Origin of the sequence: Methylophaga sp. SB9B (assembly GCF_004832235.1) — a bacterium.
Lineage (GTDB): Bacteria > Pseudomonadota > Gammaproteobacteria > Nitrosococcales > Methylophagaceae > Methylophaga > Methylophaga muralis.
Genome location: NZ_SSXS01000013.1, coordinates 1 through 15,289, shown reverse-complemented (window position 1 = coordinate 15,289; position 15,289 = coordinate 1). Strand labels below are relative to the sequence as shown.

The following is a 15,289-nucleotide window of genomic DNA, read 5'->3' as shown; positions in this document are numbered from 1 at the left end:
AAGTGCAATCAGTCAAAATTGGTATTCTTGGCTTAGGCACTGTTGGTAGTGGTACTGTCAGTGTTTTAAAGCGAAATTCAAAAGAAATTAGCCGTCGCGCTGGCCGTGGTATTGAAATTACGCGTGCAGCGGATAAAAACCTGGATTCACCCAAAACCTGTGATCTCAGTGGCATTGAATTAACGGATGATGCGTTTTCGGTGGTCAATGACCCTGACATTCAAATCGTAGTTGAGTTGATCGGCGGTACTGGTATTGCCCGAGATTTGGTCATGCAGGCCATTGAAAATGGCAAACACGTTGTCACTGCCAACAAAGCACTGATTGCGATGCATGGTAATGAGTTGTTTGCTAAAGCCCAGGAGAAAGGCGTCACCATTGCTTTTGAAGCGGCGGTAGCTGGCGGTATCCCTATTATTAAAGCTATCCGTGAAGGTTTGGCAGCCAATCGTATTGAATGGCTGGCAGGCATTATTAACGGTACGGGCAACTTTATCCTCACTGAGATGCGCGACAAAGGCCGTAACTTTGCCGATGTGTTGGCTGAAGCTCAGGCACTAGGTTATGCCGAAGCGGATCCAACGTTTGACGTGGAAGGGATTGATGCGGCACACAAGCTGACCATCATGGCGTCGATCGCGTTTGGTATTCCGTTACAGTTTTATAAAGCCTATACCGAAGGCATCAGCAAAATTTCTCAGGAAGATGTGCAGTACGCCGAAGAACTGGGATATCACATCAAACATCTGGGCATTGCTAAGAAAACAGCACAAGGTGTTGAGCTGCGCGTACATCCGACATTGATTCCAAAACGTCGGCTGATTGCCAACGTTAATGGCGTGATGAATGCGGTAGTAGTGAAGGGCGATGCAGTTGGGCCAACCTTATATTACGGTGCAGGCGCGGGTGCTGAACCCACTGCTTCTGCCGTAGTGGCTGATATCGTTGATATTGTCCGTGCGTTAACTACAGATCCGGAAAATCGCGTACCCCATTTGGCTTTCCAACCGGATTCATTAAAAGACACACCAATTTTGCCAATGTCTGAGGTAATAACCTCCTATTATTTGCGCATATGTACAGAAGATAAACCGGGTGTGTTAGCTGACATCACGCGGATTTTCAGCGAGCAGGACATCAATATTGAAGCGATTCTGCAAAAACAACCGGAAGAAGAAGAGGGCCTAGTGCCAATCATTATGCTGACGCAACCGGTAGTTGAAAAAAACATGGATGAGGCTATCGCTCAAATCGAAGCTTTAGACACCGTTAAAGATGCGATCATGCGTATTCGCATGGAAACGCTGGGCTGATTTAGCGCCCGTTAAAGAATTAAAGAGGAAACTTTATGTCATTTCGTCCACGTTACACTGGCCTGATTGAACGCTATCGCGACCGTTTGCCGGTCAATGACGACACTCGTCTGATAAGTCTTGGTGAAGGTAACACTCCACTATTGAAGCTGAATAACATCCCTAAACTGATTGGCAAAGATGTTGATATTTATGTCAAATATGAAGGTTTGAACCCGACGGGCTCATTCAAAGATCGTGGCATGACCATGGCGGTGACCAAAGCCGTTGAAGACGGTAGTAAAGCGATTATTTGTGCTTCAACTGGTAATACGTCTGCTGCAGCTGCGGCTTATGCTGCACGTGCCGGTATTACTGCGTTTGTAATTATTCCGGATGGCAAAATCGCTCAGGGTAAGTTGGCACAAGCGATGATGCACAATGCTGTCGTTATCCAAATCAAAGGTAACTTTGATGAAGGCATGCAATTAGTTAAAGAAGTCGCTGAACATGCGCCTGTCACCATCGTAAACTCGATTAATCCATACCGCTTACAAGGCCAGAAAACAGCCGCTTTTGAGATTGTTGAAGAATTAGGCCGTGCACCGGATTATCACTGCCTGCCAGTCGGTAATGCCGGTAATATCACCGCGCACTGGATTGGTTATTGTGAATATTCATCTGGTTGTGGTGAACATGTGACAGAAGCTTGTGCTTTCTGTCATGGTCATTGCAAATATGCTGGTGGAGCCATTGTGGGTAATCGACCGAAAATGGTGGGTTATCAAGCTGCTGGCAGTGCGCCGTTTATGCGGGGAGCCATGGTAGATGATCCTGAAACCGTTGCTACTGCAATTCGCATTGGTCATCCGCAAAGTTGGGATATGGCTTGGAAAGTCAAAGAAGAATCTCACGGCTGGTTTGATGAATGTTCGGATGATGAAATTCTGGCTGCACAGAAATTACTGGCTGAAAAAGAAGGTATTTTCTGTGAACCGGCGTCAGCAACCTCACTGGCCGGCGCTTTACGTGATATTAAAACTGGCAAAATCCCTGAAGGCAGCACAGTCGTTTGCACGCTGACAGGACACGGTCTTAAAGATCCGGATATTGCGATTAAGCAAAGCACCTCACCTGTAATTACAGTTAGTGCTACATTGGACTCAGTACGCGAGGCGATCATCAACAACTTGGCCAGATAATATGACTGAAATGACGGCACCAGAAGATCAGGAAAGAGCGGCGGCCAGAATGCCGCACGATATCTTTTTAACCAACCTGATTGCGAACCATATCCTCCTGTTCACGGCGATAGCCGCAACAGGTAAGAGTTATTTTGAGTTTATCGTGCTGGTGCCGTTGTTATCATTTTCATTTTTGGGTTACACGTTTATTCGTTCCAGCCGAATCAAGCGTGAAGACAGTGAGTTTGTTTATATCCATTGGCAAATTGCACGGCGCTGGAGTTTTATCTTCGCCATGGTGCTTACAGCCGTCGTCAGTGTCGCAGTGTTGGGTTGGTTAAGTTATACCTATCTCGGACTGATGAAAGAAGCCGCATTCGCTTTTGTTGGCGGGCTGAGCTTTCTGCCGACACTGATTAGCGTGTTGGTATTAATCGTTATAGAGATGGATTCACTGCATCATGCCAGAGTCGGTACATTACCAGCATGGGCCAGACGGCGTTTTCTGGGCGAATCTTAAACTTGTTTTACTGTGGGGCCGGTTCGCGCTGAACCACCGAGTGAATCACTAGCTGATTCTCAAAATACACATCAAATTGTGAATATTGCCAGCGAGTAATGGCTGGAGTGCCTTTGGCCGCGTATTGCTTCTGCGCCTTGCCAAACTTCTGTTCAACCTGCTGCATTGTCATGCCACGTGTCGGACGCAAAACACCTGTCTCAGAGTTCGGCGTGTTATAAGTCGGTTCTGCGATAGACAAGACATCGGCTTGGGTTGGCAGTGCCATTAACAGCATTGCTCCGGCAGCCATAAGATGGCATTTCAACATGATGGTGACTCCCTTTACGACCTGCGCCAGCATATTATTGCGGCAAAAATAGTTCAATCAAACTGTTTAAATAACGTTGGCCTAACTCAGTTGGGCGAATCCACTCGACCGAATAATCAATCAATCCACGTTCTTCAGCTTCTGCAAGTTGGCTTTTTATCGTCGCCAATGGCACGCCGCAATGTTGCATAAATAAAGGTGTGGCAAATCCATCGGTAAGACGCAGCGCGTTAAGCATAAACTCAAAACCAATTTCATTAATGCCAACTTGTTCTTGCTTCAGAATACGTTGTGAACTGTTGACCTTATCCAGATAGGCCTGGGGTTGTTTTTGTTTTACCAGTCGCTCGATCGACTGTGTGGCGGCGCTGGTTAATTTTCCATGCGCACCGGCGCCTATGCCCAGATAATCACCAAACTGCCAGTAGTTGAGGTTGTGACGACTCTGACAGCCTTTTTTGGCATACGCTGAGACTTCATATTGCAGGTAACCGGCCTCGGCGAGACGTTGTTGATTAGCAATTTGCCAGTCATAAATCGGCTCATCATCGGGTAATTGTGGTGGCGATTGATGAAAAAAGGTATTGGGTTCAATGGTCAGCTGATAATAGGAAATATGCGTTGGCTCGAGAGCAATCGCTGTTTCTACATCTTTTTGGGCGAGCGCTGCTGTTTGATTGGGTAAACCAAACATCAGATCCAGATTGAAATTATCAAAACCAGCATGGTGGGCGATCTCTGCAGCACGAATCGCTTGTTTGCCATCATGGATGCGACCCAAAGCAGTTAATGAATCACCATTAAAACTTTGAACGCCAATTGATAAACGATTAATGCCCACTGCACGATAGTCGGTGAACTTAGCCGCCTCAAAGGTACCGGGATTGGCTTCCAGGGTAATCTCTGCATCGGCGCGGATAGGCAATAATGCACGTAAAGCTGAAAATAAACGGTCATAGCCTTCTGCACTAAACAGGCTGGGCGTACCGCCACCTATAAAGATGGTTTGAATGCTGCGTCCCCAGACCAGAGGCAAATCCTGTTCGAGATCGCGGATCAATGCATCGATATAGGTTTTTTCAGGGATCTCATCACCGGCCTGATGTGAATTAAAGTCGCAATATGGACATTTACGTACACACCAAGGCACATGGATATACAGGCTAAGTGGCGGTAAGGTGGTGAAGTTGAACATAGTGGCATCAGCCTTGATGATTTTAGTCTGCAAGGCTGAATGACTCGCGTATTAAATATAGGTTTAGCAATAGCAAACTTTTATGGTTGGTGGCGAGTGTATTTAAATTCTTCCATGAACTGACGCATGGCTTTGCCTCGGTGACTAATCGCATGTTTCTGTTCAGGTGAAAGCTCGGCTGCTGTGCAATCTGTTTCGGGAACCCAGAAAACCGGATCATAACCAAAACCTTCATCGCCGCTTGGCGATTGCAGAATTTGTCCCTGCCAGCTGCCCTGACAAATCAGCGGGGTCGGATCTTCAGCATGACGCATAAACACCACCACACATTGAAAACGGGCTGTGCGTTCATTCTCCGGCACATCTTTCATTGCGGTAAGTAAGGCGTGAATATTATCGGTATCGGAGGCATCGGGTCCGGCATAGCGCGATGAATAAATACCAGGAGCACCATGCAATGCATCAACTTCAATACCGGAATCATCGGCAATGGCTGGTAAACCAGTCACTAAAGCGGCATTACGAGCCTTAATGATGGCATTTTCAACGAAACTAAGGCCGGTTTCTTCGGCCTCAGCAACATTCAAATCGGATTGGGCAATCAGCTTCAATCCTAATGGGCTAAGGATCTGCGATAACTCACGCAGTTTGCCAATATTGCCGCTGGCCAGAACAATTTGTGACATTAGTTTGCCAAAGCTTCGCGTTGTTTAATCATCAGTTGTTCAATCCCTTTAGCAGCTAAATCCAGCATGGATTGCAATTCATCTGCGCGGAAGGCATGACCTTCTGCAGTGCCCTGTAGTTCAATATATGCGCCTGCATCATTCATGACAACATTCATATCCGTTTCAGCAGTAGAGTCTTCAGCATAATCCAGATCCAGCACTGCTGTGCCGTTATGAATACCAACCGAAACAGACGCTACCTGGCCGTGTAAAGGGCTTTTCTTGATTTTGCGTTTTTAATTAAAAATCAATGGCATCATGCAGTGCGACAAAGGCACCGGTAATAGAAGCGGTACGCGTTCCACCATCAGCCTGAATTACATCGCAATCAATAGTGATAGTGCGCTCGCCGAGTGCCTTTAAATCGATGGCGGCACGTAAAGAGCGACCAATTAAACGCTGGATCTCCATCGTACGCCCACCTTGCTTACCGCGGGCAGATTCACGTTGCATACGGGTACCGGTAGAACGTGGCAGCATGCCGTATTCAGCAGTGATCCAGCCTTCGCCCATACCACGCAAAAAAGGTGGGATACGTTCTTCTACAGAAGCGGTGCACAATACTTTGGTGTCACCAAACTCAACCAAAACGGAGCCTTCCGCATGTTTTGTGTAATTGCGGGTAATGGTGATCTCACGAAGTTGATCTGGTTGCCGGCCACTTGGACGCATCTGCTTTATCCTTAACATAAAATACGATGATTATACTGATGCCACCCATTTCCCGCGTGCTTTTTACGTTCAGTTTTCGTTACCATAGGCGCTCAACAGCTATAGGAAAAACATCGTGATACGAAGCATGACCGCCTTTGCCCGCCATGAGCAAGTAACTGAACTCGGTACCCTGATCTGGGAGGTTCGATCAGTGAATCATCGTTATTTAGAGCTCGCATTGCGACTGGAGGAAACGTTTCGTCCTTTAGAAATGGATATCCGCAAAATGTTTGCTGAACGCATGGCTCGTGGAAAGATTGAAGCCAGTCTGCGCTATCAACCATCTCAACAACAAACGGCTTTGCATATAAACGAAAATCTCGCCCAATCCGTTATCAATGCTTGTGAGCAATTAACCCAAATGGCTAAGCAGACCTTGCCGATTGATCCGCTAAGATTATTGCAATGGCCAGGTGTCGCCGATACTGAACAAGTTGATTTAGCGACTTTGAAACAACAATCTGTGGATGCACTAGAGATTGTGTTGGCAGACTTTATTAGTGGCAGAGAGCGGGAAGGACACGCCCTGGCGGAAATGATTTTGCAGCGCTGCGACGAAATTTTACAAATCGCAGAAGCGGTAAAACAACGTATGCCGGAGATCCTGGAACAACAACGTCAGCGTCTGGCACAAAAAGCAGCAGAGCTTGAAGTCACGTTGGAACCGGAACGCCTTGAGCAAGAAATTGTATTAATCGCCCAGAAAAGTGATGTCGCCGAAGAACTGGATCGTTTGCAAAGTCATGTCGATGAAGTCAAACGAGTACTGCAACGTGATGAGCCAGTAGGCCGCCGACTCGACTTTTTGATGCAGGAGCTTAATCGTGAAGCCAATACTTTGGGCTCCAAATCTATTGATACCGACACCACACGATATTCAGTTGATCTGAAGGTATTAATCGAACAAATGCGTGAGCAGATCCAGAATATTGAATAAGTTCGTATCCGGCAATGCTCTCGCCAAAAGTATCAATATCAAAGTATTCAGATCAGCTGATCCGAAGATTGGTTAATTTTTTTGACGTAGCATTAAAGACACATTAGTTTGTGCCGCTACTTGGTTCTGTGTTCGGAACGTTCATGATGAGGTTCTGTGGTAACAAGTGCTCTAAAGGGATGAATAAAAGAGCACTCATTAAGAGCTTCGAATGAAAAAAATAATAATATGTTCTTTAGGGCTTTTTGCAGGTGCCAGCCATGCCACAAATGGCATCAATCTGATTGGTTTCGGTGCTGAATCAACATTAATGGCAGGGGCTGATATTGCGGTAGCACGTGATACCAGTGCCTTGAATACTAATCCGGCCGGGCTAACTCAAATTGATAGTAAACGCTTTGACCTTTACGGTTCTTTATTGCGGATAACCGATCTGTCACATGAAGATCAGTTCGGTAATGACAGGCATGCGAGCAATCTCTATACCGGCCTGGGTGGTATGGGCTACGCCCAAAAAATTGAAAATACACCGTGTACTACCGGGCTTGGGCTTTTTGCACAGGGCGGATCGGGCGGTGTGTTTGAAAATCTGCAAACGGCTTTTGGCACCGAGGATGAATATTCCGGTTTATTTGCTGTGGCAAAATTGACAGCGGGTTTAGGCTGTAAAGTGAATGATAAATGGTCGGTCGGTGGAAGTTTTGGTCTGGTCTATGCCCAGGCCGAACAAAAGATTTTTGCCGATACATCCACATCCGCGCCGCAGACCTTCAATGGTATTGAAATCGAAGATGCCAGCAGCCTACGCACCAGTTTTAAACTGGGTATTCAATATCAGGCAACACCCAAACTCACGCTAGCAGCCACATATACCGGTAAGACTGAGCTGCCATTAACCGATGGTCAATTAAAGCTCAACATGACTGGGGCAGGTCTAGGCGTAGTGAAATACGACGATGTCACATTAAAAGGGTTGGCGTTACCCGAGGAAATTGGGGTGGGTGCCGCCTATCAGATGAACAATAAGTTATTGCTGTCGCTAAAAATAAACTGGATAAATTGGTCTGATGCGATGAAAAACAACGTATTAAGTGCCAGTAATCCAAGTAACCCAGCCTTACCGGATATCAATAGTACCTCTACCATGAATTGGAATAACCAATTAGTGTTTGCCACCGGCATGGCCTATCGCTACAGCGATAAAACGACCTTATACGCAGGTTATAACTATGGCAAAAACCCGATACCGAAAGAACATATCAATCCCGTTGTGGCCGGCATCTTTGATCATCATCTGACTTTTGGTGGCAGCTATCAGCTCAATAAAGAATGGACCTTCTACAGCGGTATTGAATACGATTTTCGTAAAAAGGTGGATTACACCAATCCAGAACTGCCATTCGGCAATGATGCTCAATTACGCAATGAGGCTATTTGGTTACATATGATGGTCAGCAGACAGTGGTAGGCTGCCGACCATTCATTCAACCGAATTTATTTGCTGAGTAAATTGGTATTAAAACCAAACACTTTACCGGCCCAGATAAAGATGACCCAAGCCAATATGCCGAATGGCATATAGCCCATGTATCCGAGCAACGGCATCTCTGAGAATATGTGTATCACGTTGATATAGGGAATGTCGTAGACCCAATAATTCGGATTGGTCACGGGCTCAGCAGGATGAGCACTGCCGTAATTCCAAAACTCCCAGAAAAAGCCATTTAACATGGCTGAAAGCGCCATTAATAAGGCAGGGGACCAGTTACCTTCAGCCATCGCAGTAAACGGTGACCAGATATTTGCCCGGATCAATATGCCTGAAAATACCAGTAACGGGCCAATCCATAACACCCAGAACAATGGGTAGGGCCAGAACACCATTAATGTTAACAACAGCAAGCCCGCCACTATTAACAGGTTGCCATTCAGGCTGAGTTTAGGTCCATTTGCAAACCGGCTGACTAGTCGAGGACAGGTGTTTAGCAAGGTGTACCATTGAAAAATGGCAGGCCAGACAGTGGTATAAGCCAACAGAAAAATAAGCACCATCGTTTGATGAGATAACTCGGGCATTGTGCTGTTCGGGTAATACCAGTTGCCCAAGGCAAAATAATTAAAATATTCGAATAAATACCATCCAACCAATGAAACGATGGCTGTTATCAGAAAGGTTTTAGGTTTGCTGGCGAATAAAGATTGTCCGTTGGAATAACGGTAGACCAAACCATCCAGTGCAAAGATAAACCCCCACCACATCGGGGTAAACGCATAATAGACCAGATCACCAAAAATGGTGATCCGGCTCCACATCAACCACCAGAAAAATAAAGTCACCGCCAAGCCAATCCAGAACCAGATGGGCAAGGCTACAGTTTTAGCTCGAGGAGCAGGGGGCACTTTTTTGAACCCAAATAAAGCCGGAGCAAAATACAAGGTGAGAACCAAAAGTTCGGCCAAAGCGATAACGCAAAACACTGTGAGATTAAACCCGGGGGCATCGGCTACATATTGGGGGGGGAAATACACCAAAATCCGGTGGCAAATGGGTCTCAGGATAGGCGAACCAACTGGCTATTAACGGCAGAAGTAATGCCAGTAATACCGGAAAAATCAGTTTCTGCATAAGCGTCCTTTCTTAATGAAGTTTTAAGCCCATTGCGGGTCATTGTGTCTGCGTTTATGTTGATACATGCGTTGATCTGCCAACATACGAAGATCATCAACATTCATGGTTTCTATCATATAGGCCGAACCATAACTGACACCTGCTTTCTCAAAACCGTTTAACTGCATATAGCTGATAGTTTCAGCAATGACCTCTTTAATTCTTTCTGCATAAGAAAGACTTTCACTGGTGATGGCAAATTCATCCCCCCCCCATGCGATGTAGTACGCCGAGTGTATCTAATTTTGAGGACAGAATAGTGGCAAACATTTGTAGCATTTCGTCACCTTTGTGGTGACCGTAGGTGTCGTTGTAGGTCTTCAAATTATCCATGTCCAACAACGTTATCATGCCGTTGGAGGGGAGTTTTTCGAGAGTCAGATCTAAAGCATAACGATTGGGCAGGCCAGTTAAAGCATCATGATGGGCTATTTGTAAACTATGCTGGATCAAAGACAAATTGTTTTCTTTTTCACGGTAAATCTCGGCAAACTGATAACCCAGTACCAGACCGATCAGTAACACTTCAACGGTAACAGCCAACAGACCGATATGCTCGATATAAATGGTGTAGATGCCTTCCAAATCTTTGCTGGAGATGGCGAACGAACCAATAATAAAAAAAGCAGCAATCGCCACCAGATAGAAATAGGCGATTTTGTAACCTTCGAAGGCACGCACCAGTGCGGCGATTAATCCGTAAAGCATCATTAACCCGACACCATAGCGAGCACATTCTAATATCAAGTGTTTATTGAATATGGCTACCACGAGCAATACAGCCATACCAGTCAAAAACAGTTTTGCCAGAGTATTCAGTTTGGGGTGCGTGGAGGCTCTTATTTGTAATAAATGCTTGGCAAACAATAGGTAAGCAAAATTGCTCAGCAAAATGGGAGCGCCGGCAAGATAAAACCAATGGATATTAAACAGATCGGGTGTGATGAGCAGGCTAGTGCCATTAAAAACTACATTCATCCAGATAAAGATGGTGTACATGGTCTCAGTTATACGTCTTCTAACATAAGCCAGAATCGCGTAATACACCCCCAAACTTATAAGGATGCCCATACTGACTAAAGTGATCACCGTGCCCCATTTTATGGCATGCCGGTAATGGTCAAGCGAGTCCCAGTATGGCTGAGGCTCAGCAATGAAATAGGTAGAAACCAACTCTGTAGTCAGTTCATATTGTCCCGCAGGCAAGCGGAATTCACGGCCATGCCTTAGAAAAAAGGTATTTTTTGCTTCCGATTCAATGCCACCTCTCGCCTCAGCAACAACGTTGCCAGTTGAATCGGAAATGTAGTGATGAAAATGACCTAAAACGCTCGCGTTTTTAAAATCAATAACTATTGTTTCATCAGCATCGGTGATTTCAAATGAAGAACGAAAAACAAAATGTCCACCCGTTAGAACTGGAGCGTCAATGGTTTTGAATGGTGGATCGGGAAAACGCCAATTTTGGCTGACTTCATACCATTGACCGACAAACTGTTGCTGAGCAAAGCTGATATTTGGCGCAAGAAAAAACAGCAGCCACAACAGGCTTAGGAATAAATACTGAGAACGTCCCGCAACTAATTGCCGAAACCGTATCATGCTCCGTTATTCACAAGTCCAGTAAATATCAATATATTCATATGCTTATCTATTATTTTTATTCAATATAAACTGCAAGGAATTTACCACAATTCAAAAGCTAATGTAACAAGACTCTCACCAAGATTCTGTGCGCCTAGTGGTGTTTTATTATCTTCGGAAGCTGTTCAGAAGGTGGAGAGTCTGTCAGTGACGTTTTATTGAAGCAAGTGATTAGTAATAAGGGGAAAACAAAATTAACAGTGGTGTTTTTTGAAATGCAACTGTTGGTGAGTATTAAACTTCAGCTGGGTTAATAGGTGAGAAGCCAATCTTCGATGTAAATATGCTGTTTAGCAGATGAAGATTAACTTTTTTGAATATCCATAGACTGCTTATCCAATTGTGCGACCGACAAAGGTCTACTCAGGTAAAACCCCTGAACATTTTGATATCCCATGTCGGTAATAGTTTGCATTGCAGCGTGGTTTTCAATTCCTTCAATTACCGTTTCATATCCCATATCGTGCAGCATCGTCAGTAGTGCTTTTACTTTTCGACATTTATGTTTGTCATGTTCAAACTGATAAATGACCGATCGATCCAGTTTCACCACTTTGATTTCACTAAGCTCAGTAATATAGCCAAAATTTGAATAACCTGAACCAAAGTCATCAATAGCAATTGATACACCAAGCTTAGTGAGGTTTTTTAGTGCTAATTTGGCATTTTCGAAGTGGGCTAATAACGCCACCTCAGTGACCTCAATTGTAAGCCAGCTAAGTGGTGCGAGTTTTTGCAATTTTAATAACAGTTTGCTGTTATCCGGATCATGCAGTCGGTTTAAATGTGAAGGATGCATATTGATAGATATGCATAAGGTTTCGGCTTTTTCCGGATGATCCTGTAACCACTGGTTACGCTGTTGGATAACCTGTTCGATAACCCATTCATCAAGCTCAGCGGTGAGTTTCGACATTTGCACAATGGGCATAAGTTCTTTGGGCATGATGTGTCCCAATTGCGGATGATGCCAGCGGATCAAAGCCTCAAGAGATGCTTCCACTTCAGGATCGTTGCAATGAAAAATAGGTTGGTAGACCAGATGCAAACCAACATCTTCACCTTTTATCAAACCTCTTTGTAATTCAGCTTCAATCTGTAATTGTTTTCTAAGCTCATCAGAGCGTTCCGGATCAACAAAACCGAAATAGCCTTTACCATTTTCTTTGGCACGATACATGGCAATATCTGCATTTCGCAGCAATATGTCGGGCAGATCACCATCCTCTGGATAAATAGCGATACCAATGCTTGAGGAGATAAACAATGTTTGACCGTTAGCTTGAAAGGGTTTTTTGAGGTTTTCAATAATACGTTGGGCAAAAGTCTGTGCATCCACTTCCGATTCAATTTCTTCCAGCAGAATGACAAATTCATCGCCACTAATACGAGCAAAGGTATCGCTTTCGCGCACCAGTTCGGAAACGACATGAGTGAAGTATTGCAATACATCATCACCCACCGCATGGCCCAGAGAATCATTAATGCGTTTAAAGTTATCTAAATCTAAAAACAATAACGCAAACTTACTTTGTTTACGGTTGGCACGCGCTACGACATCTTTAATGATTTGATTAAGATGCATACGGTTAGGTAAGCCGGTTAATTCATCAAATAAAGCCAGTCTATGTAGTTGTTGTTCACGACGTTTTAGTTCGGCGATATCGCTGGCAAGCAGTACGTAACAAACGTCTCCATCATGCTGATCTTCAACGCGACTGATAGACACCATCTGCGGTTTTAACTTGCCCTGAAAATAAAAGTTCAGTTCACCACGCCAGGAACCCATTTTGGCCAGAGTTTTCCACAGTTGATTTAAGGTGAGTTCACTCTCTTCATCACAACGCAGAAAGTCATTGATATTGGTTGCCAGAATTTCATCATTCTCAATATTGAGCGTGGTCAGCAATGCTTGGTTGGCATAAAGAATTTGCTGTTTGTGGTTAATGACCAGAATATTATCTTGAGTATTATCAAATACCGATTGAGCTAATGACATTTGTCGGTTATCGATAATTGACTGGGTAATGTCGGATTGTAGCCCTATGAAGTGAGTTACTTGCTCATTGTGATAAACAGGTGCGATGCTCAATTGATTCCAAAAAGTGGAGCCATCTTTCCTGTAATTTAAGATGGTGGTTTGCAGTGGATTTCCCTCGCTCACTGCCTGCTTTATCGCGTCAATGGCGTCTTCTTGAGTGGCTTCACCTTGTAATATCCTGCAGTTTTGCCCAATGACTTCTTCACTTTTATAGCCAGTCATCCGGGTGAATGCCGGATTGGTATATAAAATAGGCATATTTTCAGTCAGAGCATCCACGATAATAATGCCCTGCTGGGCAGCTTCCATCGCTCTGGCCTGCAAGTTGTTTTCAATTAACGATTGTTTAAGTCGATCGTAGGTTTGAATTAACTCTGTGTTATCCCAGAACAATAAAACCGCCCCATTAATATTGCCTTGACTATCCAGATACGAATTTACTGAAAGTAGATAATGTCTTTCACCGGTAATTTGAAAATTCACTGTTTGGCCCGTTTCATGGGCTTTATCAATTAATTTGATTAAATCTGGCAGGCTGTAGTCGCTTCGTAACTGGTTTAAACGTGAACCAACACTCACACTCTCTAAATTAAATAGTTTTTGGGCGGCGGGATTGAAATGCGTCAGTAACAAATTGTCGTCAACCACCATAAATGGATGAGACAAACTGTTTTGCATGTTTTGCAGATCCGTATTAAGTGAGATGATCTCAATACTTTTTACCTGCAACTCTTCATTCACCGTGGTCAGTTCTTCATTGGTCGATTGCAATTCTTCATTGGAGGTTTCCAACTCTTCATTGGTGGATTGCAATTCTTCATTGGCTGACTGCATTTCTTCATTAACGGATTGAAGTTCTTCATTAGAGGTTTCCAACTCTTCAATAACCGTTTGTAAATGATCTCTACTCGACGTCAACTCTTGTTGTAACTGCACAATCCGTTCGTAATTTGCCGATTCTGTTTCCTCGTTGATAAGCTCATCCACTGCGGTTTGTTCAAATCGAACCAGATATAGCGCATCGTTTATATCAGCGATTTGCAGTGGCATCACTTCAAACATAAATGCATTGTTGCCGAGGCGGATGATATGACTGCGATAGGATTGTGGTTGTTTTTTGGCTCTATAAACCAGCCCTTTAATTTCCAGCTGAAATTCATTACGCACCAAATTTTGCAAATTCAAACTGGCCCGGCCGCGCCCAATTTGTGTAATAGGTGAAATATCGCCATAGATAAAACGGATCTCCATGCTGTCATCAACAACAAAAGCATTGGAGATAACGTATTGGGTGACTGCTTTAAACACCCGATCTTCTAAGGTATCAATGTTTCTGGTAGATGCTTTAATTCTGTTCGGATTTGTACTTCTGGCCGGTTGTTGTTTCACTTTGTGTCTTCGGTACACTTCCAGACTATTAATGTTGCGGCGAGAAAAAGTACGACCTTCATTTGAATCAATATCAAATAACTCACTATTGGGTAATGATTCAGATTTACCTAAAAACAAAAAACCATCTGGATTTAATGCGTAATGAAAGGTGGCTTGAACTTGTTTTTGAAGTGGTGGTTTCATATAAATCAACACATTCCGACAAGTCACCAGATCCAGACGCAGGAAGGCAGGATCTTCCACCAGATTCTGTTTGGCGAATAACACCATATCGCGCAGCGGTTTTTTGACCATATATCCATCATTCATCTGGTTGAAATGACGATCCAGGCGATTTTGAGAAAGTCCTTTTATCGCTGCCTGTTCATATTTTCCTTTGCGAGCAATGGCCAGCGCTTTCATATCTATATCTGTCGCGAACACCTGAGCGCGATAATCATCCAGTTCGTGCCCAAGAATTTCTCGCAATATAATCGCGATACTGTAAGCCTCTTCGCCCGTCGCACATCCGGCTACCCAGATACGAATTTCATCACCTTGACCTTTCCCCTGAATTAGTACCAGTCCCATGATGAGATTTGGCTACTTTATGCTGCCTGTTTAGCGTATTCAACTGGCGGCATGTAATTCAGTGAGCTATGCGGCCGGACATGGTTGTAATGCT

General features: G+C 44.3%; 12 protein-coding genes and 1 pseudogene. 5 read left to right on the top strand and 8 right to left on the bottom strand.

Features of this window, described 5'->3' with window-relative positions; genetic code table 11:
• The first annotated feature begins 2 nt into the window (after positions 1-2).
• Genes E8Q33_RS12815 through E8Q33_RS12805 form a run of 3 tightly spaced genes read left to right on the top strand, consistent with a single transcriptional unit; the run spans position 3 to position 2,996 of the window.
• Positions 3-1,313, top strand: a complete 1,311-nt coding sequence (locus E8Q33_RS12815; RefSeq protein WP_069295064.1) for a homoserine dehydrogenase — start codon at positions 3-5, stop codon at positions 1,311-1,313.
• 35 nt (positions 1,314-1,348) lie between these two features.
• A complete protein-coding gene (gene thrC / locus E8Q33_RS12810; protein ID WP_069295063.1) occupies positions 1,349-2,494 on the top strand; it encodes a threonine synthase in 1,146 nt (381 codons plus the stop codon).
• A gap of 1 nt (position 2,495) precedes the next feature.
• Positions 2,496-2,996, top strand: coding sequence for a hypothetical protein (locus E8Q33_RS12805; protein WP_069295062.1), 501 nt, complete (start codon positions 2,496-2,498; stop codon positions 2,994-2,996).
• A 7-nt stretch (positions 2,997-3,003) separates the two neighbouring features.
• On the opposite strand, the gene E8Q33_RS12800 is transcribed toward E8Q33_RS12805, so the two are convergent.
• From E8Q33_RS12800 to rph, 4 genes and pseudogenes are all read right to left on the bottom strand, one after another.
• A complete protein-coding gene (locus tag E8Q33_RS12800; RefSeq protein ID WP_069295088.1) occupies positions 3,004-3,306 on the bottom strand; it encodes a hypothetical protein in 303 nt (100 codons plus the stop codon).
• Between the two features lie 34 nt (positions 3,307-3,340).
• Positions 3,341-4,501 carry a radical SAM family heme chaperone HemW gene (gene hemW / locus E8Q33_RS12795; RefSeq protein WP_136555340.1) on the bottom strand — a complete coding sequence of 387 codons (1,161 nt, stop codon included), beginning with the start codon at positions 4,499-4,501 and terminating at the stop codon, positions 3,341-3,343.
• 80 nt (positions 4,502-4,581) lie between these two features.
• Positions 4,582-5,187, bottom strand: coding sequence for an RdgB/HAM1 family non-canonical purine NTP pyrophosphatase (rdgB, locus tag E8Q33_RS12790; protein ID WP_069295060.1), 606 nt, complete (start codon positions 5,185-5,187; stop codon positions 4,582-4,584).
• Positions 5,187-5,901: pseudogene (gene rph, locus E8Q33_RS12785) on the bottom strand (ribonuclease PH). The gene rdgB and the pseudogene rph overlap by 1 nt, the downstream one beginning before the upstream one ends.
• Before the next feature lie 115 nt (positions 5,902-6,016).
• Here rph and E8Q33_RS12780 point away from each other — a divergent pair.
• Both E8Q33_RS12780 and E8Q33_RS12775 read left to right on the top strand, forming a co-directional pair.
• Positions 6,017-6,880: a YicC/YloC family endoribonuclease gene (locus E8Q33_RS12780; protein ID WP_211116170.1), complete on the top strand. Its 864-nt coding sequence runs from the start codon at positions 6,017-6,019 to the stop codon at positions 6,878-6,880.
• Positions 6,881-7,091: 211 nt separating this feature from the next.
• On the top strand, positions 7,092-8,348 hold the full coding sequence (locus E8Q33_RS12775) for an OmpP1/FadL family transporter (protein ID WP_136555206.1): 1,257 nt from the start codon (positions 7,092-7,094) through the stop codon (positions 8,346-8,348).
• Between the two features lie 26 nt (positions 8,349-8,374).
• Here the strand turns inward: E8Q33_RS12775 and E8Q33_RS12770 are convergent, their stop codons facing one another.
• The 4 genes from E8Q33_RS12770 to E8Q33_RS12755 all read right to left on the bottom strand — a co-directional run bounded on the left by E8Q33_RS12770 (position 8,375) and on the right by E8Q33_RS12755 (position 15,195).
• Positions 8,375-9,409, bottom strand: a complete 1,035-nt coding sequence (locus tag E8Q33_RS12770) for a hypothetical protein (RefSeq protein WP_211116169.1) — start codon at positions 9,407-9,409, stop codon at positions 8,375-8,377.
• Between the two features lie 120 nt (positions 9,410-9,529).
• Entirely contained in the window at positions 9,530-9,709 is a 180-nt protein-coding gene (locus E8Q33_RS16495) for a hypothetical protein (RefSeq protein ID WP_256369466.1), read from the bottom strand.
• A gap of 40 nt (positions 9,710-9,749) precedes the next feature.
• Entirely contained in the window at positions 9,750-11,150 is a 1,401-nt protein-coding gene (locus tag E8Q33_RS16490; RefSeq protein WP_136555201.1) for a diguanylate cyclase domain-containing protein, read from the bottom strand.
• Between the two features lie 346 nt (positions 11,151-11,496).
• The gene (locus E8Q33_RS12755) at positions 11,497-15,195 is read right to left on the bottom strand and encodes an EAL domain-containing protein (RefSeq protein WP_136555199.1); all 3,699 of its coding nucleotides are present in this window, start codon (positions 15,193-15,195) and stop codon (positions 11,497-11,499) included.
• Positions 15,196-15,289: the final 94 nt, after the last annotated feature.

Coding starts and splice junctions, on each gene's coding strand:
- thrC (WP_069295063.1), top strand. CDS start 1,349: ATGTCATTTCGTCCACGTTACACTGGCCTGATTGAACGCTATCGCGAC.
- E8Q33_RS12805 (WP_069295062.1), top strand. CDS start 2,496: ATGACTGAAATGACGGCACCAGAAGATCAGGAAAGAGCGGCGGCCAGA.
- E8Q33_RS12800 (WP_069295088.1), bottom strand. CDS start 3,306: ATGTTGAAATGCCATCTTATGGCTGCCGGAGCAATGCTGTTAATGGCA.
- hemW (WP_136555340.1), bottom strand. CDS start 4,501: ATGTTCAACTTCACCACCTTACCGCCACTTAGCCTGTATATCCATGTG.
- rdgB (WP_069295060.1), bottom strand. CDS start 5,187: ATGTCACAAATTGTTCTGGCCAGCGGCAATATTGGCAAACTGCGTGAG.
- E8Q33_RS12775 (WP_136555206.1), top strand. CDS start 7,092: ATGAAAAAAATAATAATATGTTCTTTAGGGCTTTTTGCAGGTGCCAGC.
- E8Q33_RS16490 (WP_136555201.1), bottom strand. CDS start 11,150: ATGATACGGTTTCGGCAATTAGTTGCGGGACGTTCTCAGTATTTATTC.
- E8Q33_RS12755 (WP_136555199.1), bottom strand. CDS start 15,195: ATGGGACTGGTACTAATTCAGGGGAAAGGTCAAGGTGATGAAATTCGT.